This is a genomic window from Stenotrophomonas ginsengisoli, from assembly GCF_001431485.1.
GTDB classification, from domain to species: Bacteria; Pseudomonadota; Gammaproteobacteria; order Xanthomonadales; family Xanthomonadaceae; genus Stenotrophomonas; species Stenotrophomonas ginsengisoli.
This window is the reverse complement of record NZ_LDJM01000025.1, coordinates 1-23193: the sequence shown is the minus strand read 5'-3', so window position 1 is coordinate 23193 and position 23193 is coordinate 1. Positions and strand designations below refer to the sequence as shown.

20 protein-coding genes are annotated in these 23193 nt (G+C 66.4%); 9 read left to right on the top strand and 11 right to left on the bottom strand.

Features of this window, described 5'->3' with window-relative positions:
- Positions 1-30 precede the first annotated feature (30 nt).
- Complete coding sequence (locus ABB30_RS10105) at positions 31-459, top strand: type II toxin-antitoxin system RatA family toxin (protein ID WP_057638189.1); 429 nt, start codon at positions 31-33, stop codon at positions 457-459.
- Entirely contained in the window at positions 459-722 is a 264-nt protein-coding gene (locus ABB30_RS10100; RefSeq protein WP_057638188.1) for an RnfH family protein, read from the top strand. Before ABB30_RS10105 ends, ABB30_RS10100 begins: the two co-directional genes overlap by 1 nt.
- 22 nt (positions 723-744) lie before the next feature.
- Here the strand turns inward: ABB30_RS10100 and ABB30_RS10095 are convergent, their stop codons facing one another.
- Positions 745-1134, bottom strand: a complete 390-nt coding sequence (locus ABB30_RS10095) for an outer membrane protein assembly factor BamE (protein WP_057638187.1) — start codon at positions 1132-1134, stop codon at positions 745-747.
- Between the two features lie 101 nt (positions 1135-1235).
- On the opposite strand from ABB30_RS10095, the gene fur reads away from it, so the two are divergent.
- On the top strand, positions 1236-1646 hold the full coding sequence (gene fur, locus ABB30_RS10090) for a ferric iron uptake transcriptional regulator (protein ID WP_057638186.1): 411 nt from the start codon (positions 1236-1238) through the stop codon (positions 1644-1646).
- Between the two features lie 72 nt (positions 1647-1718).
- Here fur and recN read toward each other — a convergent pair whose 3' ends face one another.
- On the bottom strand, positions 1719-3383 hold the full coding sequence (gene recN / locus ABB30_RS10085; protein WP_057638185.1) for a DNA repair protein RecN: 1665 nt from the start codon (positions 3381-3383) through the stop codon (positions 1719-1721).
- Between the two features lie 207 nt (positions 3384-3590).
- On the opposite strand from recN, the gene grpE reads away from it, so the two are divergent.
- The 5 genes from grpE to ABB30_RS10060 all read left to right on the top strand — a co-directional run bounded on the left by grpE (position 3591) and on the right by ABB30_RS10060 (position 9729).
- Positions 3591-4109 carry a nucleotide exchange factor GrpE gene (gene grpE / locus ABB30_RS10080; RefSeq protein ID WP_057638184.1) on the top strand — a complete coding sequence of 173 codons (519 nt, stop codon included), beginning with the start codon at positions 3591-3593 and terminating at the stop codon, positions 4107-4109.
- 126 nt (positions 4110-4235) lie between these two features.
- Complete coding sequence (gene dnaK / locus ABB30_RS10075) at positions 4236-6149, top strand: molecular chaperone DnaK (protein WP_057638183.1); 1914 nt, start codon at positions 4236-4238, stop codon at positions 6147-6149.
- A 118-nt stretch (positions 6150-6267) separates the two neighbouring features.
- Complete coding sequence (dnaJ, locus tag ABB30_RS10070) at positions 6268-7392, top strand: molecular chaperone DnaJ (RefSeq protein ID WP_057638182.1); 1125 nt, start codon at positions 6268-6270, stop codon at positions 7390-7392.
- A gap of 316 nt (positions 7393-7708) precedes the next feature.
- Positions 7709-8614: a pyridoxal kinase gene (gene pdxY, locus ABB30_RS10065; protein ID WP_057638181.1), complete on the top strand. Its 906-nt coding sequence runs from the start codon at positions 7709-7711 to the stop codon at positions 8612-8614.
- The gene (locus ABB30_RS10060; RefSeq protein ID WP_057638180.1) at positions 8611-9729 is read left to right on the top strand and encodes a prephenate dehydrogenase; all 1119 of its coding nucleotides are present in this window, start codon (positions 8611-8613) and stop codon (positions 9727-9729) included. The genes pdxY and ABB30_RS10060 overlap by 4 nt, the downstream gene beginning before the upstream one ends.
- Before the next feature lie 43 nt (positions 9730-9772).
- Here the strand turns inward: ABB30_RS10060 and ABB30_RS10055 are convergent, their stop codons facing one another.
- From ABB30_RS10055 to purB, 9 genes are all read right to left on the bottom strand, one after another.
- Complete coding sequence (locus ABB30_RS10055) at positions 9773-11533, bottom strand: ABC transporter transmembrane domain-containing protein (protein ID WP_057638254.1); 1761 nt, start codon at positions 11531-11533, stop codon at positions 9773-9775.
- Positions 11523-12137 (bottom strand): IMPACT family protein, encoded by a 615-nt coding sequence (locus ABB30_RS10050; RefSeq protein WP_057638179.1) that lies wholly within the window; start codon positions 12135-12137, stop codon positions 11523-11525. The genes ABB30_RS10055 and ABB30_RS10050 overlap by 11 nt, the downstream gene beginning before the upstream one ends.
- Before the next feature lie 48 nt (positions 12138-12185).
- Positions 12186-12779 (bottom strand): LOG family protein, encoded by a 594-nt coding sequence (locus ABB30_RS10045; RefSeq protein WP_057638178.1) that lies wholly within the window; start codon positions 12777-12779, stop codon positions 12186-12188.
- A gap of 73 nt (positions 12780-12852) precedes the next feature.
- On the bottom strand, positions 12853-14280 hold the full coding sequence (lpdA, locus tag ABB30_RS10040) for a dihydrolipoyl dehydrogenase (RefSeq protein ID WP_057638177.1): 1428 nt from the start codon (positions 14278-14280) through the stop codon (positions 12853-12855).
- A 124-nt stretch (positions 14281-14404) separates the two neighbouring features.
- Complete coding sequence (sucB, locus tag ABB30_RS10035; RefSeq protein ID WP_057638176.1) at positions 14405-15607, bottom strand: dihydrolipoyllysine-residue succinyltransferase; 1203 nt, start codon at positions 15605-15607, stop codon at positions 14405-14407.
- 43 nt (positions 15608-15650) lie between these two features.
- Positions 15651-18482: a 2-oxoglutarate dehydrogenase E1 component gene (locus ABB30_RS10030; RefSeq protein WP_057638175.1), complete on the bottom strand. Its 2832-nt coding sequence runs from the start codon at positions 18480-18482 to the stop codon at positions 15651-15653.
- A 201-nt stretch (positions 18483-18683) separates the two neighbouring features.
- Positions 18684-19601 (bottom strand): GNAT family N-acetyltransferase, encoded by a 918-nt coding sequence (locus ABB30_RS10025; protein WP_161808850.1) that lies wholly within the window; start codon positions 19599-19601, stop codon positions 18684-18686.
- A 16-nt stretch (positions 19602-19617) separates the two neighbouring features.
- The gene (locus ABB30_RS10020; RefSeq protein WP_057638173.1) at positions 19618-21078 is read right to left on the bottom strand and encodes a cupin domain-containing protein; all 1461 of its coding nucleotides are present in this window, start codon (positions 21076-21078) and stop codon (positions 19618-19620) included.
- 172 nt (positions 21079-21250) lie between these two features.
- The gene (gene purB / locus ABB30_RS10015; protein ID WP_057638172.1) at positions 21251-22618 is read right to left on the bottom strand and encodes an adenylosuccinate lyase; all 1368 of its coding nucleotides are present in this window, start codon (positions 22616-22618) and stop codon (positions 21251-21253) included.
- 121 nt (positions 22619-22739) lie between these two features.
- Here purB and ABB30_RS10010 point away from each other — a divergent pair.
- On the top strand, positions 22740-23193 hold a 454-nt coding region (locus ABB30_RS10010; protein WP_245626480.1), incomplete at its 3' end, for a lyase family protein.

Here is a 23193-nt window from a genome sequence, read left to right as displayed (position 1 = left end):
CCGGGGGCATTGGTCGATGGATTGTCCTGTATGCCTATTGTTCGTCGCAGTGCGCTGGTCAGCCAGCCACCGGAAGTGCTGTTTGATCTGGTCAATGATGTGGCCGCCTATCCGCGCCGCTTTGCCTGGTGCTCGCGGGCGCAGGTGCTGGAGAGCAGCGAGCAGCGCCTGCTGGCGCGGCTGGACCTGGGCCTGGGCGCGCTGAGCACCTGGTTCATGACCGAAAACCGCAATGTGCGTCCGGTCAGCATCGACATGCAGCTGCGCGATGGTCCGTTCAAGAAGCTGCACGGCCGCTGGAATTTCACCGCAATGGGCGACTCGGGCAGCAAGGTGGCCTTGGTGCTGGATTTCGAGCCCAAGTCGCGCCTGCTGGTGCCGGCGCTGACCCTGGGCTTCCAGGCCCTGGCCGACCGCATGGTCGCCGATTTTGTGCGCGAAGCCGGGAAGGTGGGCTGATGCCGTCGGTACAGGTCGTCAAGGCCCGGCCTGATGGCTACCAGCTGCAGGCGCTGGAACTGGCCGAAGGGGCCAGTGTGGCCGATGCGCTGGCCGCAGCCGGGCTGCAGGTGCCGGGGCCTGAGTTCGAGGCGGTGGCCGTGCATGGGGTGCTGGTGCGTCCGGCGCAGTTGCTCAACGAGGGTGATCGGATCGAGCTGCTGCGCCCGTTGCTGGCCGACCCCAAAGAAAACCGCCGCAGGCGGGCCCGCGGCGGTCGGTAAAGGCTTGTTTGAAAGCGTCGCCTCAGCGGCGCTTTTTCTTGTCGCGGGCCAGGTTGCGGCCGAACTGCTGTACCGTCTTGATGGCCAGCTCGCCATCGTTGACGGCCAGGTAGTCGCCTTCCCAGCGGCTGACCTTGTCGCCATCGAAATGGACGATGAAATTGGTGGTTTCGGTCTTGCCGGCGCGGTTGATGCGGCGGCTGCCGGTGTAATCCCAGCGATCGGCGTTGAACGGATCCATGATGGCCGGGGTGCCGAGCAGGGCGCTGACCTGCTGCCGGCTCTGGCCGACCTGCAGTTGCTGGACCGACGCTTCGCGGATGAGGTTGCCCTGGTACATGGGTTGCTTGTAGATCGCGCCGCAGCCGGCGGTGGCCACAACGGTGAGGGCGAGCAGCAGGTAAGAGCGCATCGTGTCACAGGGTTTGGGAAAACTGATCCGATGATACACTGCCCGGCACGTCCCGCGACCCCCCTAACGAGAGGATCAGGCGCCCGGCGCCTTTCAAGCCCATGACTACTGAATCCTACGACCTGCGAAAGGTTGGCCTGAAGGTCACCCATCCGCGTACCCGGATCCTGCAGCTGCTCGAACAGCGCACCCCGCAGCACCACCTGACTGCCGAGGACATCTACCGCCTGTTGCTTGATGACGGCGAGGAGATCGGCCTGGCCACGGTGTACCGCGTCCTGACCCAGTTCGAGGCGGCAGGGCTGGTGCTCAAGCACAACTTCGAGGGCGGCCAGGCGGTGTACGAGCTGGATCGTGGCAGCCACCATGACCATATGGTGGACATGGAAACCGGCAAGATCATCGAGTTTGAAAGCGCCGAGATCGAGGCGCTGCAGCACAAGATTGCCGCCCAGTACGGTTACGAGCTGGAAGAGCACTCGCTGGTGCTGTACGTGCGCAAGAAGCGCTGAGCAGGCCTTGCGGCAGTAAACGGACAACGGCGCCGAGGGCGCCGTTGTCGTATCTGTTGGCAGGAGCGGGGCTTACACGGCAATCAGCTTGCGCGCGGCGGCGCGGGCCTCGCTGCTGATTTCCACTCCGCCGAGCATGCGCGCGATTTCTTCCTCTCGGGCCTTGCGGTCCAGCCGCTCCACCGCGCTCTGGGTCATGCCTTCCACCGGGGCCTTGCTGACCCGGTAATGGGTATGGCCCTTGGCCGCCACCTGCGGCAGGTGGGTCACGCACAGCACCTGGCAGTGCTCGCCCAGGGCGCGCAGACGGCTGCCGACTATATCGGCCACCGCGCCGCTGATGCCCGAGTCGACCTCGTCAAAGACCATGGTCTGCACACTGTCCAGGCCGATGGTGGCCACCTCGATGGCAAGCGAGATGCGCGACAGCTCGCCGCCAGAGGCGACCTTGCGCAGCGGCCGTGGCGGCTGGCCGGCATTGGCGGCGACCAGGAATTCCACCCGCTCGGCGCCCAACGGGTCCGGGCGCTCGTTGTTGTGTGGTTCCAGTTGCACGCAGAACACGCTGCCGCCCATGCCCAGTTCGTTGATCAGGCTGCTGGTGGCCTGCGACAGGTTCTGGCCGGCCTGCTGGCGGGTCTGGCTCAGTTCGGCGGCGTCCGCCTGCCACCGGGTGCGGGCCTTGCCGATCTCCACGGCCAGGGCCTGCAGGCGTTCATCGGTACCACGCAGTTGTTCGACTTCCTCGCGCAGGCGGGCCTGCTGGCCAGCCAGCTCTTCCATCGGTACCCGGTGCTTGCGGGCCAGGGCATGCAGACGGCCGAGGCGGGCTTCGATCTCCACGAAGCTCTCCGGGTCGCCATCCAGATCCTCGCCGATGCGGTCGACCAGGCTCATCGCCTCGTCCAGGGCAATGGCGGCACTGTCGAGCAGGGCGTCGACTTCGGCCAGGCGTGGTTCGTGCTCGACCAGCCGGGCCAGTTCACTGCGGGCCTGGCGCAGCAGATCCAGAGCGCTGACCTCCTCGTCGCCGCCGATCAGGGCATGGGCATGCTCGCAGGCATTTCCCAGGGCCGTGGCATGGGCCTGGCGGCGGTGGCTGCTGGTCAGTTGGGCGATGGCACTGGCCGACAGGTCTTCCTGGTCCAGTTCGGTCAGCTGGTGCGTCAGCCAGTCGATGCGGTCGCCCACATCGCCGCGCTCGGACAGCGCGCTGGCTTCATCGAGCAGGGCCTGCCAGTGGCTGGCAGCCGCGCGTACGGCCGTGCGCTGGGCACCATTGCGGGCATAGGCATCAAGCAGGCTGAGCTGGGAGCTGCGCGCCATCAGCGCCTGCTGGTCGTGCTGGCCATGCACCTCGACCAGGAAGGCGGCCAGCTCGGCCAGCTGGCTGATGGTCGCTGCACGGCCGTTGATCCAGGCCTTGGAGCCGCCATCGGCACGGATGATGCGGCGCAATTGGCAGCTGGCGCCGTCCTCGTCCAGCTCGTTCTCGCGCAGCCAGTGCAGGGCCGGGCTGTGGGCATCCAGGCTGAATTCGGCGGCCAGTTCGGCCCGGTCGCTGCCATGGCGGACCATGCCGCTGTCGGCGCGGGCGCCGGAAAGCAGGGTCAAGGCATCGACCATCAACGACTTGCCGGCACCGGTTTCGCCGGATACCACGGTCATGCCGGGGCCAAACTCCAGTTCGGTCTGACGTACGACCGCAAAATCCTTGATCGAGAGATGTTTGAGCATGTGTTGGCGGGCCTTGAGCGGCGCAAAAGCTGGCACGGAGCAGGGCAGGGGTCAATCCAGAGACCCCCGTGATCCTCGCATTGTGCGCGATGGCGTCTCATCAGGTGAGTCTGGCGTGCAAAAAAAACATCTTGCCCCTTGAAAGCCCGTCGTACGCCCATAAATGACCGGCATGAGGCGGCTGTCCCTTCCGCCCGGGAACCGGAAATGAATCAAGACCTCCCCGAAAACGAATCCCTGAACCCTGCGGCCGATGCGGCCCAGGACGATGCGCAGGCTGTGATCGAAGCCCTGCGTGGCGAGCTGGAACAGACCCGTGCCCAGGTGCTGCTGGACCGTGCCGACCTGGAGAACCAGCGCCGCCGCCTGGCCCGCGATGTCGAGCAGGCACGCAAGTTCGCCAATGAAAAGCTGCTGGGTGACCTGCTGCCGGTGTTTGACAGCCTGGATGCCGGCCTGACCGCCGCCGCCGGCCAGGAGCACCCGCTCAAGGAAGGCCTGGAGCTGACCTACAAGCAGCTGCTCAAGACTGCTGCCGACAACGGCATGGTCGTGGTTGATCCGGTCGGTGCCCCGTTCAACCCGGAACAGCATCAGGCCATCAGCCAGATCGACGCCCCGCAGGGCGTGGCCCCAGGCGCGGTGGTGACCGTGTTCCAGAAGGGATACGTGCTCAACGATCGCCTGCTGCGCCCGGCCCTGGTCGTGGTGGCCCGCAACGATTGACCTGTTTGGCCGGCAGGCAAACGGCAGCTGAAAGCAGCGCTTGAAGCGTCCGTCGGCACCCCCATATTCACTTCAGCGCCGGCGCAGGCCGGCATCCCAAGACTGACTTTTTCAGGAGCCTCCCTCATGGGCAAGATCATTGGTATCGACCTGGGCACCACCAACTCGTGCGTGTCCATCATGGAAGGCGGCAAGGCCCGCGTCATCGAAAACGCCGAGGGTGACCGCACCACTCCGTCCATCGTCGCCTACACCAAGGACGGCGAAGTGCTGGTCGGCGCTGCCGCCAAGCGCCAGGCCGTGACCAACCCGAAGAACACCTTCTACGCCGTCAAGCGCCTGATCGGCCGCAAGTTCACCGACGCCGAAGTGCAGAAGGACATCGGCCACGTGCCGTACGCCATTGTCGCCCACGACAACGGTGACGCCTGGGTGGCCACCGCTGACGGCCAGAAGATGGCCGCACAGCAGATCTCCGCCGACGTGCTGGGCAAGATGAAGAAGTCCGCCGAGGACTACCTGGGCGAGCCGGTCACCGAAGCGGTGATCACCGTGCCGGCCTACTTCAACGACAGCCAGCGCCAGGCCACCAAGGACGCCGGCCGCATCGCCGGTCTGGATGTCAAGCGCATCATCAACGAGCCGACCGCTGCTGCCCTGGCCTACGGCCTGGACAAGGGTGACGGTGCTGACCGCAAGATCGCCGTGTACGACCTGGGCGGCGGTACCTTCGACGTGTCGATCATCGAAATTGCCAACGTCGACGGCGAAAAGCAGTTCGAAGTGCTGGCCACCAACGGTGACACCTTCCTGGGCGGCGAAGACTTCGACAACCGCGTGATCCAGTACCTGGTGGAAGAATTCCAGAAGGACCAGGGTCTGGACCTGCGCAACGATCCGCTGGCCCTGCAGCGCCTGAAGGATGCTGCCGAGCGCGCCAAGATCGAGCTGTCCAGCGCCCAGCAGACCGAAGTGAACCTGCCGTACATCACTGCAGATGCCACCGGTCCGAAGCACCTGAACATCAAGCTGACCCGCGCCAAGCTCGAGGCCCTGGTCGATGACCTGGTCAAGCGCTCGATCGAGCCGTGCCGTACCGCCCTGAATGACGCTGGCCTGCGTTCCAGCGACATCTCCGAGGTGATCCTGGTCGGTGGCCAGACCCGCATGCCGAAGGTGCAGGCCGCTGTGGCCGAGTTCTTCGGCAAGGAACCGCGCAAGGACGTCAACCCGGACGAAGCCGTGGCACTGGGCGCCTCGATCCAGGGCGGTGTGCTGGCCGGCGACGTCAAGGACGTGCTGCTGCTGGACGTGACCCCGCTGTCGCTGGGTATCGAGACCCTGGGTGGCGTGTTCACCAAGATCATCGAAAAGAACACCACCATTCCGACCAAGGCCTCGCAGACCTTCTCCACCGCCGAGGACAACCAGTCGGCCGTGACCGTGCACGTGCTGCAGGGTGAGCGCGAGCAGGCCCGCTTCAACAAGTCGCTGGCCAAGTTCGACCTGTCCGGCATCGAGCCGGCACCGCGTGGCATGCCGCAGGTGGAAGTGTCCTTTGACATCGACGCCAACGGCATCGTCCACGTCACCGCCAAGGACAAGAAGACCGGCAAGGAACAGAAGGTCGAGATCAAGGCCGGTTCGGGCCTGAGCGATGACGAAATCGCACGGATGGTGGCTGACGCCGAAGCCAACCGTGAGGAAGACAAGAAGTTCCAGGAGCTGGTGGCCGCGCGCAACCAGGCTGACGCCCTGGTCCACTCCACCCGTACCGCGATCAACGAACACGGCAGCAAGGTTGATGGCGCCGTGCTGGGCAATGTGCAGTCGGCCCTGAGCGACCTGGAATCGGCCATCAAGGGCGATGACAAGGCCCAGATCGAAGGCAAGACCCGCGCTCTGGAAGAAGCCTCGCAGCAGCTGTTCGCTGCCTCGGCCCAGGGTGCCGAAGCCGGTGCCGCTCCGGCCGGCAACGGCCCGTCCAGCGACGACGTGGTGGACGCCGAGTTCACCGAAGTCAAGGACGACAAGAAGTAATCACTGCGGCAGCCGGGCCCTGTGCCCGGCTGTTGTCGTGATGGAACGTGCTGGCGGGCCAAGAGCCCGCCAGTGCGTACCGGACACCCTGTATTTGCTACCGCGGCCGAGTTGAACGATGAGCAAGCGCGATTATTACGAGGTGCTGGGCGTTGCCCGTACCGCCACCGATGACGAACTGAAAAAGGCCTATCGCCGCATGGCGATGAAGCACCACCCGGACCGCAACCCGGGCGATGCCGCTGCCGAAGCCTCCTTCAAGGAGTGCAAGGAAGCCTACGAAGTGCTGTCCGATGCCGGTAAGCGCCGCATGTATGACGCGCACGGCCATGCTGCCTTCGAAGGCGGCATGGGCGGTGGTGGCGGTGGCGGCCCGGACATGAATGACATCTTCGGCGACATCTTCGGCGACATCTTCGGCGGTGGCCGGGGTGGTTCGCGCGGCCCGCGCCGTGGTGCCGATGTCGGCTATGTGATGGAGCTGGACCTGGAAGAAGCGGTGGCCGGCGTCGAGCGCCGCATCGAGATTCCGACCCTGGTCGAGTGCTCGCCGTGCAATGGTTCCGGTTCGGAAGATGGCAAGGTGGAAACCTGTGCCACCTGCCGTGGCCAGGGCCAGGTACGCATGCAGCGTGGCATCTTCGCCATGCAGCAGGCCTGCCCGCATTGCGCCGGTACCGGCAAGCAGATTCCCAACCCGTGCAAGGCCTGCCGTGGTGCTGGCCGGGTCGAGGACGAGAAGGTCCTGCAGGTCAAGATTCCGGCTGGTGTGGATACCGGTGACCGGATCCGTCTGCAGGGTGAGGGCGAGGCCGGTGCACCGGGTGCGCCGGCAGGCGATCTGTATGTGGAAGTGCGTGTGCGTGAGCATGCGATCTTCCAGCGCGACGGCGATGACCTGCACTGCGAAGTGCCGATCCGCATTTCCCAGGCAGCGCTGGGCGACACCGTGCGTGTGGCTACCCTGGAAGGCGAGGCCGAGATCCGCATTCCGGCCGAAACCCAGACCGGCAAGCTGTTCCGCCTGCGTGGCAAGGGCGTGCAGTCGGTGCGCTCGCGCAGCCCGGGTGACCTGTACTGCCGCATCCTGGTGGAAACCCCGGTCAACCTCACCGCCGAGCAGCGCAAGCTGCTGGAGCAGTTCGAGGCCACCTTCAGTGGTGAGTCCGCGCGCAAGCATTCGCCCAAGTCGGCGACGTTTGTCGATGGCATCAAGGGCTTCTTCGAGCGTCTGAAGTCCTGACATCGCCTGCATCACGCGATACGCAAAGAACCGCAGCCTGTGCTGCGGTTTTTTGTTGCGCGCGATCCCCGGGGCAGGGGAGGGTGGCGGCCTGCCTGCGTGGCCATCAGGCGGCCCGCGATCCCTGATGGGGTGGCGGCCTGATGTATGAGGTGCACATGCCAGTGTGCAAGCTGCCGCCAATCCGCTAGGACTGACGGGGCGATCGATGCGGCTGCAGTCACCATGCGGTTGGGTGTCGGCAAGACGGCGGTGTGACCTGGTTGCGTTTGCAAATGCCGATTGGCTTGCTGCAGCGCGGCGCTAGAATGTGCCGATGAGTACGACAGACAGTCATCTGGTCCACGGCCGCCGCACGCGTCCGGACGGGCCATCCCCGGTGGACGTGATTTCCGTCCAGTCCCAGTTGGTTTACGGCCATGCCGGCAACAGTGCGGCAGTACCGCCGCTGCGCGCGCTCGGCCTGCGTGTGGCCGAAGTGCCTACCACCCTGCTCAGCAATGCGCCGTTCTATTCGACCCTGCGTGGGCGCATGCTGCCGGCCGACTGGCTGGCCGATCTGCTGCTGGGGGTGAGCGAGCGTGGCATCCCGCAGCGGGCGCAGGCGTTGGTGTCCGGTTACTTCGGTACGGTGGAAAACGGCCAGGTGTTCGCCGACTGGGCGCGCACCACGCTCAAGGACAATGCCGGCCTGGCCTACTGGCTGGATCCGGTGATCGGCGATACCCACACCGGCCCGTATGTGGAGCCGGCGCTGGAAGCGGTGTTCCGTGAGCAGCTGCTGCCACTGGCCACGGTGGTCACCCCCAACGCCTTCGAGCTGGGGCGGCTGACCGGGCGTGATGCCCTGGCCCAGGACGATGCCATTGCCGCGGCGCGCGAGCTGCTGGCACGCGGCCCGCAGTGGGTGATTGCGCACAGTGTGGAGGGGGCGCCGGGCGAGCTGGTGACCCTGGCCGTCAGTCACGACGAGGTCTGGCGCTGGAACAGCGCGCACCTGCCGGTGGATGTGGCCGGCACCGGCGATGTGCTGCTGGCCCTGACCATGGCCTTCGTGCTGCGCGGCGAACCGATGCCGATGGCCATCAGCCGTGCCATTGCCGGCGTGCATGCGGCGCTGGAGGCGACCCTGGCCTCGGACGTGGAGGAGTTTGATGTGCTCTCCGCTGCCCCCGCCGCCCAGCTGCCGCCCGGGCGCTTCCGCGGCCAGCGTCTGGCATGACCCCGGCCCAGGCTCCGGTGATCGGCATTGTCGGCTCGGCCGGGGCCTATGGCCGCTGGCTGCAGGGTTTTTTCACCCGGGAGATGGGGTTGGTGGTGATCGGCCATGATCCGGCCGATCCTGCTTCGGCCAGCCCGGAGCAGGTGCTGGCGCAGGCGCAGGTGATCATCTTCAGTGTGCCGATCCGGCACACCGCGCAGATCATTGCGCAGTGGATTGCCCAGGCCGGCGGGCGTGAGGCCGGTCAGTTGTGGCTGGACATCACCTCGGTCAAGTTTGCCCCGGTGCAGGCCATGCTGGCTTCGCAGGCCGAGGTCGCCGGCCTGCATCCGATGTGCGCGCCGCCCAAGTCGCCCACCCTCAAGGGCCGTGCCATGGTGGTGTGCCAGGCACGCCTGCAGCACTGGCAGCCGTGGCTGGGGCAGCTGTGTGCGGCCCTGCAGGCGCAGTGCGTGCAGGCCACGCCCGAGCATCACGACCGGGTCATGGCCCTGGTGCAGGCCATGGTGCATGCCAGCGGCCTGGCCCAGGCCGGGGTGCTGCGCCAGCAGCAGGACTGGCTCGGTGCACTGGAGGCGGTGCTGCCGTTCCGCACCGTCGGTTTCGAGATGCACCTGGCGGCGATGGCGCGCATCCTGGCCTTGAATCCGGCCATCTACGAGGACATCCAGTTCGGCAACCCCTACGTGGCACCGATGCTGGCCCAGCTCAGCGAGCAGCTGCAGCAGTTGCATGCGCTGGTGCTGGCCGGTGACCAGCCAGCGCGTGATGCGTTTCGTGCGCGCTTTTTGGCCGCCAATGCGCAGGCCTTCGGCCCGGAGCTGGTGGCCACGGGCAATTACGGCTTCGAGCGCATGGGCTATCTGCTGGCCGACCTGGCCGGGGAACAGGCGGTCAGTGTTTACCTGCCGCAGGACCGCCCCGGCTCGTTGCGGGCACTGCTGGCCGCGTTCGAACAGGCCGGGGTCAACCTGGCCTCGATCCATTCATCGCGCACGCCGGCCGGTGAGCTGCATTTCCGCCTCGGCATCGACAGCGCGGTGGACCCGGTCTGCCTGGCGCAGGCGCTGGCGCGTGTGCACAAAGACGACATCGGGCGGGTGCTGGCGCCCTGACCGCCGCGTTGCCCCGGCGCCGTGATGGCGGCGGGGCAGGGTCTCAGTCGATGAACTGCAGGCGGGCCAGCTCGGCATACAGGCCGCCGGCGGCCAGCAGTTCCTCATGCCGGCCTTCGGCCACGATCCGTCCCTTGTCGATCACCACGATGCGGTCGGCGGCCTTGACCGTGGCCAGCCGGTGGGCAATCACCACCGTGGTGCGCCCGGCCATCAGCCGGGTCAGGGCCTGCTGCACGGCATGCTCGCTCTGTGCATCCAGGGCGCTGGTGGCTTCGTCCAGCAGCAGCACCGGGGCATCGCGCAGCAGGGCGCGGGCAATGGCCACGCGCTGCTGCTGGCCGCCGGACAGGCGCGTGCCGCGTTCGCCCAGTTCGGTGGCATAGCCATCGGGCAGGGTGGACAGGAAGCTGTCGGCTTCGGCGGCGCGGGCGGCGGCAATCACCTCTTCGTCGCTGGCATCCAGGCGGCCGTAACGGATGTTGTCCATGGCCGATCCGGCAAACAGTACGGGATGCTGGGGCACCAGGGCCATGACCTGGCGCAGCTGCTGCGGGTCGAACTGGCGTACATCACGCCCGTCCAGGCAGACCTGGCCCTGCTGCGGGTCGTAGAAGCGCATCAGCAGGCTGAGCAGGGAGCTCTTGCCGGCACCGGAGGGGCCGACCAGGGCCACGGTCTGGCCCGGCAGGATGTGCAGGTTGATCCCGTCCAGCACCGGGCTCTGGCTGCGGTGGGGGTAGTGGAAGTGCAGGGCGCGCAGTTCCAGTTCGCCGCGCACCGGGCTGGGCAGGGGCAGGGGGCGGGCCGGCGGCTGGATGTTGACGCTCTGGGCCAGCAGTTCGTTGACCCGGCCCATGCCACCGGCGGCACGCTGCAGTTCGTTCCAGACTTCGGCCAAGGCGCCGATCGAGCCGCCGCCGATCATCGCAAACACCACGAACTGGCCCAGGGCACCGGCGGTCATCTCCCCGCCGGCCACGGCGTGGGCCCCGTTCCACAGCACCAGCACGATCGCGCCGAAGATCAGCACGATGGCCGCGGCTGTGACCAGGGCCTGGGTGCTGATGCGTCGACGCGCGGTGGCCAGGGCCACATCCAGGTTGAGGCGGTAGCGCTGCTGTTCGTAATCCTCGCGGGCATAGGCCTGCACGGTGCGGATCGCGCCCAGGCGTTCGCTGGCGCGGCTGGTGGCATCGGCAATGGCGTCCTGGCTGTCGCGCGAGGCGCGCTTGAGGCGGCGCGCACCCAGGATCACCGGCAGCACCGCCAGCGGGATACCCAGCAGGCTGTAGGCGGCCAGCCAGGGGCTGGTGGCGAACAGGCCGATCAGGGCGCCGATGGCGGTGACGGCAGAGCGCAGGGCCACCGAGATGGTGGTGGCGACCATGGTGCGCAGCAGCTCCGAATCGGTGGCCAGGCGCGAGATCAGCTCGCCGCTGCGGTTGCTGTCGTGGAAGCTGGCGTCCAGGCGGATCAGGTGCGCATACAGTTGATCACGTAGATTACGTATTACGCTTTCGCCAAGTAACGAAACAAAGTAAAGGCGTGCGGCGGTGGCCAGACCCAGGCCTACCGCGACCAGGAACAGGATGCCGAAGGCACTGTCGATGCGGGTGTCACTGCCAAAGCCCTGGTCGATCATGCGGCCGATGGCCAGGGGCAGGCACAGGGTGGCCAGGCTGGACAGGCCAAGGGCGATCAGCCAGCCGCTGAGCAGGCCGGGATAACGGCGCAGGAACGGCCAGATCGCGGTCAGGCTGTCGAAGCGGCGGCGGGGAGTCGGTGCGGGATCAGCTTGCATCGTGGTCAGGCTCATCGCAGGTGACCGTGATCCGGTTGCGCGAGGCATCGCGCAGACGCAGGCTCAAGCCGGCCAGTTGGGCATGGGGCAGGCGCACGTGCAGTTGCGCGCCGTGCTCATCGAAGTGCTCGCTCAGTTTTTCGGCCAGGTGGGCATCCAGGCAGGTGTGCAGCAGCCCCAGGTCCTCGAACGGGCTGTTGATGCTGGCCTGGCAATAGCGCACCAGCTCGCGCCGTGGTGCGGTACGCAGGCATTCGGCGGCGGTGCCGCCATAGGCGCGGACCAGGCCGCCGGCGCCGAGTTTGATGCCGCCATACCAGCGGATCAGCACCACCATGACCTGGTCAAAACCCTGGCCATCAATGGCGGCCAGGATCGGGCGGCCGGCAGTGCCGGCCGGTTCGCCATCATCACTGGAGCGGTAGTTCTGGCCGATGCGGTACGCCCAGCAATTGTGGGTGGCATCGGCCACACTGACCTGGCGCAGGTAGTCCATCGCCTGTTCGGGCGTCTGCACCGGGCTGGCCAGGGCCAGGAAGCGGCTGTGCTTGATGTCCTGTTCGTACTGGACCGGCTGGGCGAGGGTGTAGGGCATTGCCTGCATTGTAGTGCCAGCGTGAAGGCTGGCACAAAGCCTGCAGGTGGCCGTGCATCAGCGCAGCGCGGCGCGGCGCTTCTCGTCAAACCACTTGCCGGCATCGCCCGGGGTGTAGTGGGCCATCCAGGCCAGCATGGCATCCACATCCTCGCCGAACCACAGGTCGTGGCGCTGGTCGGCATGCAGGAATTTTTCGCCGACCATGTGGTCGATCATCGCCATCAGCGGGCTGTAATAGCCGTTGATGTTGAGGAAGGCGATCGGCTTCTGGCCGATGTTGAGCTGGCGCCAGGTCAGCATCTCGAACACTTCTTCCAGGGTGCCGAAGCCGCCGGGCAGGGCGATGAAGCCGTCGGCCAGGTCGAACATGCGCGACTTGCGCTCATGCATGGAGCCCACCACTTCCAGGCTGGTCAGGCCCTTGTGGGCAACTTCCCAGTCCACCAGGTGCTGCGGAATCACGCCGGTTACTTGCCCGCCGGCATCCAGTACGCCATTGGCCACCGCGCCCATCAGGCCGGTGTTGCCACCGCCGTAGACCAGGCGCAGGCCGTCGCCGGCCAGGCGATTGCCCAGGGCAGTGGCGGCTTGCTGGTAGATCGGGTCGGCGCCGGCATTGGCGCCGCAATAGACACAGACAGACTTCATGAGTACTCCAGTAATGCAAAAGGCGAAGGCCCTGCGGGTGCAGGGCCTTCGCTGTCACAGATCAACCGATGGATCAGTTGGTCTTGTGGATGGCGCGCTTGGACACGGCCATGGCCGCATCGTGGATCGCCTCCGACAGGGTCGGGTGGGCGTGGCAGATGCGGGCCAGGTCGTCAGCCGAACCGCTGAACTCCATGGTCAGCACGCCTTCGTGCACCAGCTCGGAGGCATTGGCGCCGATGATGTGCAGGCCCAGCACGCGGTCGGTTTCGGCATGTGCCAGCACCTTCACAAAACCGGTGGCTTCAGCCATGGCCACGGCGCGGCCGACAGCGGCGAACGGGAAGCTGCCGGCCTTGTACGGCACGCCTTCTTCCTTGAGCTGCTGCTCGGTCTTGCCGACCCAGGCAATTTCCGGACCGGTGTAGATCACATACGGGATGGTGTCGAAGTTGACGTGGCCCGGCAGGCCGGCGATCAGCTCGGCCACCGCGATGCCTTCCTCAAAGCCCTTGTGGGCCAGCATCGGGCCGCGCACGCAGTCGCCGATGGCCCACACGCCGTTGACGCCGGTGTGGCAGTGGTCATCGACCACGACCTGGCCGCGCTCGTTGAGCTGCACGCCGGTGCCTTCGCCCAGCAGGCCCTTGGAGGCTGCCTTGCGGCCAACGGCGACCAGCAGGCGGTCCACGGTGATGGTCTGCTCGGTGCCCTGGGCATCGGTGTAGGTGACCACGACTTCCTCGCCGACCACTTCGGTCTTGGAGACCTTGGCGCCCAGCAGGATGTCCAAGCCGGCCTTCTTGAACTCACGGGCAGCCAGCTTGGACACCTCGGCGTCGGCGGCAGCCAGGAAGGTCGGGGCGGCTTCCAGGATGGTGACTTCCGCGCCCAGGCGCTTCCACACCGAACCCAGTTCCAGGCCGATCACGCCGGCGCCGATCACGGCCAGGCGCTTGGGCACATCGGTGAAGTCCAGGGCGCCGACGTTGTCGACGATGTACTTGCCGTCGAACTTGGCAAACGGCAGTTCGATCGAATCCGAACCGGCGGCGATGATGACATTGGTGCCCTTCAGCTCGACGGTGGAGCCGTCATGCTGCTTGACGCTGACCACGTTGCCGGCCTGCAGCTGGCCGAAGCCGTAGTAGGTGGCAATCTTGTTGGCCTTGAACAGCATGGCGATGCCGCCGGTGAACTGCTTCACGATGGCGTCCTTGCGGGCCACCATCTTGTTCACGTCCATCGCGGCATTGGAGAAGCTGATGCCGTGCTGGTCGAACTTGTGCAGCATGTTCTCGTACTGGTGGGTCGAGTCCAGCAGGGCCTTGGACGGGACGCAGCCCACGCGCAGGCAGGTGCCACCCAGGGCCGGATTGCCGTCCTTGCCGATGGCGGCATCGATGCAGGCGGTCTTCAGGCCCAGCTGGGCAGCGCGGATGGCGGCATGGTAGCCGGCCGGGCCAGCACCGATGACGACGACGTCGAAGTTTTCAGACATGTGCGGGATATCCCTTGTTCAATTCGCTTGGTGACAAGGAACGAGAAAAGAGAAACGAGAAACAAGGGAAAAGCATGGCCTTCCTCTCGTTTCCCGTTCCTCTCCACTCGTTCGTGCTTGACGCTTACAGGCCCAGCAGCATGCGGCCCGGGTTTTCCAGCTGGTTCTTGATGTCAACCAGGAACTGGACCGAGTCCTTGCCATCGATGATGCGGTGGTCGTAGGACAGTGCCAGGTACATCATCGGGGCGATCACGACCTGGCCGTTTTCGGCGATCGGACGCTCCTTGATGGCGTGCATGCCCAGGATGGCGCTCTGCGGCGGGTTGACGATCGGGGTGGACAGCAGCGAGCCGAAGGTGCCGCCGTTGGTCACGGTGAAGGTACCGCCCTGCAGTTCTTCCAGGCTCAGCTTGCCGTCACGGGCCTTCTTGGCGTATTCGGCAATGGCCTTTTCGATATCGGCAAAGCCCATGCGCTCGACGTTGCGGATGACCGGGGTGACCAGACCCTTCTCGGTGGACACGGCGATGGAGACGTCCGAATAGCCGTGGTAGACGATGTCGTTGCCATCGATGGAGGCATTGACCAGCGGGAAGCGGGCCAGGGCGTTGGCAGCGGCCTTCACGAAGAAGCTCATGAAGCCCAGCTTGATGCCATGGGCCTTGACGAACTCTTCCTGCAGTTCCTTGCGCGCGGTCATGACCTTGGACAGGTTGACCTCGTTGAAGGTGGTCAACATGGCGGTCGAGTTCTTCGACTGCATCAGACGCTCGGCAATGCGGGCGCGCATGCGGGTCATCGGCACGCGCTCTTCGGCGCGGGCACCGGAGGCCTTGGCGGCACCGCCGTTGCGGGCGAAGTTGACGATGTCTTCCTTGGTCACGGCGCCGCGACGGCCGGTGCCGTCCACGTCAGCCGGGTTCACGCCTTCGGTGATGGCCGAGAAGCGGGCGCCCGGGGGCAGGGTGGCAGCAGCGCCGGCAGCAGCCGGGACCGGAGCGGCAGCAGTCGGAGCGGCCGGGGCAGCAGCGGCCGGAGCCGGAGCAGCAGCGGCGGCCGGGGCGGCAGCCGGAGCAGCGGCAACGGCGCCTTCCTCGATGATGGCAACGACCTGGCTGGAGGTCACGGCATCGCCTTCGGCGAACTTCAGCTCCTTGATCACGCCGTCGACCGGGGCCGGCACTTCCAGAACGACCTTGTCGGTTTCCAGATCCAGCAGGTTCTGGTCACGGGTGACCTGGTCGCCGACCTTGACGTGCCATGCAGCGATGGTGCCGTCGGCGACGGATTCGGGCAGAACCGGGGCTTTGACTTCGGTGGCCATGTGATGAATTTCCTGATTTGCGATTCTGTGGAGAAGGGAAGGCTTAGTCGACGTACTTGTTGTCGTCAAAGGCATTGACCAGTGCATCGGCCAGCAGCTGCTTGAGCTCGGCCAGGTGGTCGGCCATGTGGCCAACGGCCGGCGACGGCGAGCCCGGACGGCCAGCGTAGTGCAGGCCCAGAGTGCCGACGACCGCCTGCAGGTGGTGACGGATCTGGTACCAGGCACCCTGGTTCATCGGCTCTTCCTGTGCCCAGACCACATCGGTGGCATTCGGGTACTTGGCCAGCTCAGCCTTCACGGCGGCGCGCGGGAACGGATACAGCTGCTCCACGCGGACCAGGGCGACGTCTTCCTGGTTGCGCGAACGGGCGTCTTCAAGCAGGTCGTAGTAGACCTTGCCCGAGCACAGCACCACGCGCTTGACGGCGGCATTGTCGGTGGCGTTGCTGTCGGCAATCACGGTCTGGAACTGGCCGTTGGCCATTTCTTCCAGGCTGGACACGGCCAGCTTGTGGCGCAGCAGCGACTTCGGGCTCATGACAACCAGCGGCTTGCGGGTGGTCAGGTGCATCTGGCGACGCAGCATGTGGAATGCCTGGGCCGGGGTCGACGGCACGCAGACCAGCATGTTTTCCTTGGCGCACAGCTGCAGGAAGCGCTCCAGGCGCGCCGAGCTGTGTTCCGGGCCCTGGCCTTCATAGCCGTGCGGCAGCAGCAGGGTCAGGCCGGAAATGCGGCCCCACTTGGCTTCACCGGAAGCGATGAACTGGTCGATCACGACCTGGGCGCCGTTGGCGAAGTCGCCGAACTGGCCTTCCCAGATGCACAGGGTGTTCGGATCGGTGGTCGAGAAGCCGTACTCGAAGGCCATCACGGCCTCTTCGCTGAGCAGCGAGTCGATCACGGCAACCTTGGACGGACGGTCCACCAGCTGGCGCAGCGGCAGGTAGTAGGCGTCGGTGGTCTGCTCGTGCAGGATCGCGTGACGGTGGGTGAAGGTGCCGCGGCCCACGTCCTGGCCGACCAGACGCATGCCGTAGCCTTCGTCCAGCAGGGTGGCGTAGGCCAGGTTCTCGGCAAAGCCCCAGTCAGCCAGCTGCTCGCCGGCGGCCATCTTGCGACGGTCGTCATACACCTTGGCCACGCGCGAGTGCAGCTTGACCTCGGCCGGGATGGTGGTGATGTTGGCGGCCAGGGCCTTGAGCTTGTCCAGCGCCACGGCGGTGGAGATCGCATCGGACAGGTTGCCGGCCAGGTACTTGGCCCAGTCGACAAACAGGCGCGAGGAGGTCGGGGTCTTGCCCAGGTCGGCCAGCTCGGTGGTCACTTCGCCGGCGTCCAGCTTGTCGCGGAAATCGTCCACCAGGGCCTTGCCGGCACCGGCTTCGATCAGGCCGGCGCTTTCCAGCTTTTCAGCGTAGAGCTCGCGGGTGGTCTTGTGCTTGCGGATCACCTGGTACATCAGCGGCTGGGTGATCGACGGCTCGTCGGCCTCGTTGTGGCCCCAACGGCGGTAGCACATCAGGTCGATGACCACGTCCTTCTTGAACTGCTGACGGAAGTCGTAGGCCAGCTGGGCGGCATACACGACGGCTTCCGGGTCATCGCCGTTCACATGGAACACCGGGGCGTCGATCATGCGGGCCACGTCGGTGCAGTACAGGGTCGAACGGGTGTCATCCGGGTTGGAAGTGGTGAAGCCAACCTGGTTGTTGACCACGATGTGCACGGTGCCGCCGACGGTGAAGCCGCGGGCCTGGGACATCTGGAACAGTTCCATCACCACGCCCTGGCCGGCAAAGGCCGAGTCGCCGTGGATGATGATCGGCATCACCTGGTTCATCGCCGCGTCTTCGCGACGTTCCTGGCGCGAACGCACCGAACCGACGACCACCGGGGCCACGATTTCCAGGTGCGACGGGTTGAAGGCCAGGGTCAGGTGGGCCGGCTCGCCGTCGGTGACCACATCGGCGGAGAAGCCCATGTGGTACTTCACGTCGCCGGCGTGGGCACGGTCGTCGTGCTCGAACTTGCCTTCGAATTCGTCAAACAGCTTGCGCGGGCTCTTGCCCAGCACGTTGACCAGCATGTTCAGGCGGCCGCGGTGGGCCATGCCGATGATGATGTCCTTGACGCCATCGCCACCGGAGCGGCGGATCAGGCGGTCCATCATCGGGATCAGCGATTCGCCGCCTTCCAGCGAGAAGCGCTTCTGGCCGACGTACTTGGTGTGCAGGTAGCGTTCCAGGCCTTCGGCAGCGGTCAGGCGCTCCAGGGTGCGCTTCTTCAGATCAGCCGACAGGCCGTAGTTGCCGCCGTCCTGTTCCAGGCGCTTGTACAGCCACTGGCGCTGCTCGACTTCAGCAATGTGCATGAACTCGGCACCGATCGAGCCGGTGTAGGTGGCCTGCAGGCGGGCCAGCAGGTCGCGCAGCTTCATGCGCGGCTGGCCGGCGATGCCGCCGGTGCTGAACTCGGCATTCAGGTCCGACTGCGACAGGTTGTGGAACGGCAGGTCCAGATCCGGCGCATTGTTGGGCGGGGTCAGGCCCAGCGGGTCCAGCTTGGCAGCCAGGTGGCCGCGCGAGCGGTAGGCAGTGATCAGGCGGCCGACGTTGCGCTCGCGCTCGTCGCCAGTACCTTCAGCAGCAAGGGTCGGGCCCTTCTTGGCAGCATCGGCGATGTGCGCGATGACGGCCGAATGGGGGATGTCGCCAGCCTGACGGCCGTTGAACCCATCGAAGTAGGTTTTCCACTTCGGATCGACGCTGTCAGGAGAGACCAGGTACTGCTCGTACAGGTCTTCGATGTAGGCGGCGTTGCCGCCGGCGAGCTGCGATGACTGCGCAAACTGCTTGAGTAGATTGTCCACGATGGAGTTTTGGTTCGCTTGTGGGGTAAGTCGACGGTAAGACGTGCCTGGCCGGAGTGCTGGTCAGCCAACGTTGGTTTTTGAACCTCGTGATTATACCCCCGGGGATGCTTAACGGGGTATCGAGGGTGTGTATGGGTCTGATCCTTTAGACCAATGTGTGCATACCAGTACAGCGCCGGGCCGCCACGCGTGCGGCGCTTACAGGCGCAGCGGTCGCAGCTCCGGGCAATCGGCGGCGCAGGACCAGTCCTGCTCGAAGGCCTGCAGCACGCGTTGGGTCGACGGTCGCCATGGCAGTCCGGCCTGGCCGTCCGGGCTGGCGGCACTGGGCCGCTGCAGCCAGTAGCCGCGGTCATTGACGGCCAGGGCATTGGCGCTGGTGGTGTGGTCCAGGGAGCGCTGGCGGATGCTGAATACGCTGGGGCGACGCTGCAGCAGGGCCAGTGCCGCGCCGCCACAACGCACGATCGCGGTGGGGTCGTCGACCAGGATCTGAACCTGCACCGGCTGGCGGCGGGCGGCCAGGGCCCGCAGGCTGTCCAGCACCAGCGGGGCATCGAGCAGGCCGGGGTCGAGCAGGGGCGCGAGCAGACGCAGCTGGCGGCCGGTGGTGCTGATGATGCAAGCCAGGGCGGCCTGCGCGGCCAGCTCCCCGCCCACGGCCATCGCGCCATCCAGGCGTTTGTGCAGGGGCAGGTGGGGCAGGCTGGCTTCGACAAACTCCGGGCCGCAGGGCAGCCAGCCCGCACGCAGGTACAGCGCCAGGGCCGGCAACTGGGCATGCAGCTGGAGCCGGCTGACACCGCGCTGGCGTGCCTGCTGCTCCAGCCACTGCAGCATGGCTGCGCCCACCCCCTGGCCACGCCAGTCCGGCAGCACGGCCATGCGCCCGATGCGGCCATGTTCGCCGGCCGCATCGATGACCAGGCGCCCGGTGCCCACCCACTGGCCATCGGCGGCCATGGCCAGCACGTGCACCGCGCCGGCATCGGCGCTGTCGCGCTCCAGCGCCGGGTCGATCCCCTGGCCGTGGACGAACACGCGCTGCCGGATCGCATGCAGGGCGGCCGACTGGCTGGGGTAATCGACCGCCTGCACGGTCACCGCAGTGTGCATGGGCTGTTCCTGTGGCTCAGGCCGGGTCGTTGTCGCCGGCAATTTCGGTGTATTGCACTTCCATTTCCGGTGCGTCGTCGTCCTCACCGTCCTGGTCGTGCTCATCGCTGTCCTGGTCGGCGACCAGCTCGATGTATTCCACTTCCAGCTCCGGGCCGTCCTCGTCCTCGCCCTCGTCAGCGCTGACCTCGGCGGCAATCAGGGCGCGGGCCTGGTCATCGGCGTACTGCTCGTCTTCCAGCTCGTCAAAGTCCTCGTCCTCGGCCTGCGGGTCCAGCAGCTGGTAGCCGCCGGCGGCCACCAGGGCCAGCACGGCCTTGCGGCCCTTGGCGCTGAGCTTGCGCCACAGGGCGTGGTCCACCACCTCGGCTGCGGCGATCAGCGGGGCGTCCTTGGCGGCCACGGCAAAGTCGCGGCCACTGAAGAAGACGGTGGCACCACTGGCCGTTCCACGCCAGGCCACGCGTGCCCACGGGTGGCGGTGCAGCTCCCAGCCGGCGGCAAGGGAGGGCTCGATGTGCACCGCATCCGGGGTGTCCGGGCCGGGGCTGATGTCGGTGGCGCTGCGGTAGGTGGTGATGAAGCGGCCGAACCAGTTCTCCAGCTGCTGGGTATCGTCCAGGCGGATCGCGTTGAGGGCCTTGACCACGCGCTTGAGGGCGGCGGTGTCGATCTCGTTGGGATCGACCGGGGCCTTCAGGTCGCCATCGGTGTAGCGCACGTCATCGCAGGCGCCAGCCACCAGTTCGTCGACAAAATCGCTCAGCAGCTCGGCCGCCGAGGGCGCGCGCATGCCGAAGGAGAAGGTCAGGCAGGGGTTCACCGCCACGCCGTCGTGCGGCACGTTGGGCGGCAGGTACAGCATGTCGCCCGGGCCCAGCACCCAGTCGTGGCTGGCCTTGAACTTCTTGAGCAGCTTGATCTCGGCGTCATCGCGGAAATCCAGCGACGGGCGCTTGCCCTTGGTCGACTCGGAGGCGTCGATCTTCCAGCGGCGCTGGCCGAAGGCCTGCATCAGGAACACATCGTACTGGTCCACGTGGGCGCCGACGCCGCCGCCGGTGGCGGCAAAGGAGATCATCACATCGTCCATGCGCCAGCGCGGCAGGAAGCTGAAGTGCTCGGTCATCGCGCGCACGTCGCCGTCCCACTTGTCCACGTCCTGCACCAGCAGGGTCCAGTCGTGGTCGGGCATGCCCGGGAAGTCTTCCTCGGCGAACGGGCCGGTGCGCACCTGCCAGCCGTTGTTGTTGCCGTCATGGCTGATCAGGCGCGCCAGCACGCCCTGCTCGCAGGCCAGGCCGGCCAGGTCCTCGGGCATCACCGGGGTGTCAAAGTCCGGGAAGGCGTTGCGGATCAACAGCGGGCGCTTCTGCCAGTAATCGCGCAGGAAGGTGGCTACCGGCATGCCGAGCATCTGCCCGGGCTTGGCGTGGACTTCGATCGGGTAGGTCTTGGGCTGCTTGGCGGTGGCCATGGGGTAATCCTTGCTGCGGGTGAGGGTGGGGCCACACGGGCGCCCAAGTAGGCCATTGTCCAACGACGCGCCGGTCAGTGCACCCCCGGGATGTGCGCTGGATCAATTGCCGGGGCGAAAACGCAAAGACCCGCACGCGGGCGGGTCTTTGCTGAATCGGGCAGGTGCCGATTTAGATGGCGCGGGCCAGATCGGCAGCCAGGCCGGTGTAGCTGCCCGGGGTCATGGCCAGCAGCGGGGCCTTGGCCTCGGCCGGCAGGTCCAGGCCGTCGATGAACTGCCGCATCGAGGCCTCAGTGATGCCGTGGCCGCGGGTCAGGGCCTTGAGCTGCTCGTAGGGGTTGGGCAGGCCGTAACGGCGCATCACCGTCTGCACGGCTTCGGCCAGCACTTCCCAGGCCGCGTCAAGATCGGCGTCCAGACGCTCCGGGTTGACGGTCAGCTTGCCCAGGCCCTTGGCCAGCGATTCCAGGCCGACCTGGCCATGGCCGAAGGCGGTGCCCAGCGCGCGCAGCACGGTGGAGTCGGTCAGGTCACGCTGCCAGCGGCTGATCGGCAGCTTGGCGCTGAAGTGTTCCAGCAGGGCGTTGGCGATGCCGAAATTGCCTTCGGCGTTCTCGAAATCGATCGGGTTGACCTTGTGCGGCATGGTCGAGGAGCCGACTTCGCCCTCCTTGAGCTTCTGCTTGAAGTAGCCCTGGGAGATGTAGCCCCAGATGTCGCGGGCCAGGTCGATCAGGATGATGTTGGCGCGGCGGGCGGCATCGCCGATCTCGGCGATGTTGTCGTGCGGCTCGATCTGGGTGGTGTAGGGGTTGAACACCAGGCCCAGCGAGGTGACGAACTTCTCGGCGAAGGCCGGCCAGTCAACGGCCGGGTAGGAGGCGATGTGGGCGTTGTAGTTGCCGACCGCGCCGTTGATCTTGCCGGTCAGCTCGACGCTGGCGATCTGGCTGATCTGGCGTTCCAGGCGGGCCACGACATTGGCCATTTCCTTGCCCAGGGTGGTCGGCGAGGCGGTCTGGCCGTGGGTACGCGAGAGCATCGGCTGGCTGGCCTGGTCGTGGGCCAGCTGGCGCAGGCTGGCGGCAATGCCCTGGTAGGCCGGCAGTACCACGGTGCGGCGGGCTTCTTCGAGCATCAGGCCGTAGGACAGGTTGTTGATGTCCTCGCTGGTGCAGGCGAAATGCACGAATTCCAGGGCCGGGGCGAGCTCGGCGTCATCGCGCAGCTGCTCCTTGATGAAGTACTCCACTGCCTTGACGTCATGGTTGGTGGTGCGCTCGATTTCCTTGACCCGGGCAGCCTGCTGCGGCGAGAAATCCGCGGCCAGGGCGCGCAGGCGGGCAGCGGCGGCGGCAGAGAACGGGGCCAGTTCGACGATGCCCGGCTCGCCGGCCAGGGCCAGCAGCCATTCGATCTCGACCTTGATGCGGGCACGGATCAGGCCGTATTCGGAGAAGATCGGCCGCAGGGCGTCGACCTTGGAAGCGTAACGACCATCGAGCGGGGACAGGGCAAGCAGGGCAGAGTGCGACATGTCAGTGACGGAGCTGTAACGGCAGGGGGCCATATTCTACGCGACCGGAAGGATGCGGCCGCAGTGCCGGGCAGGCATCATCGGGTTTTATTTTCCTTACCCAAGCGTATTGGTGGTGGTCATGGACAAGGACAACGGGCGCACCGAGCACGATTCGATGGGGCCGCTGCAGGTGCCGGCCGAGGCCCTGTGGGGGGCGCAGACCCAGCGCGCGGTCAACAATTTCCCGGTTTCCGGGCGGCCGATGCCGGCCCGTTTCATCGCCGCGCTGGGCCTGGTCAAGAGCGCGGCGGCGCGGATCAACGGCCGTCTGGGGGCATTGTCCGCGGAGCGGGCCCAGGCCATCGACAGTGCCGCCACCGAAGTGGCGGCCAACCGCCATGACGCCCAGTTTCCGGTGGACATCTACCAGACCGGTTCGGGCACCTCCTCCAACATGAATGCCAACGAGGTGATCGCCAGCCTGGCCAACCGGCACCTGCCGACCGAACTGGCGGTGCACCCCAATGACCACGTCAACTACGGACAGAGCTCCAATGATGTGATTCCCACCACCCTGCGGGTGGCCGCGGTGG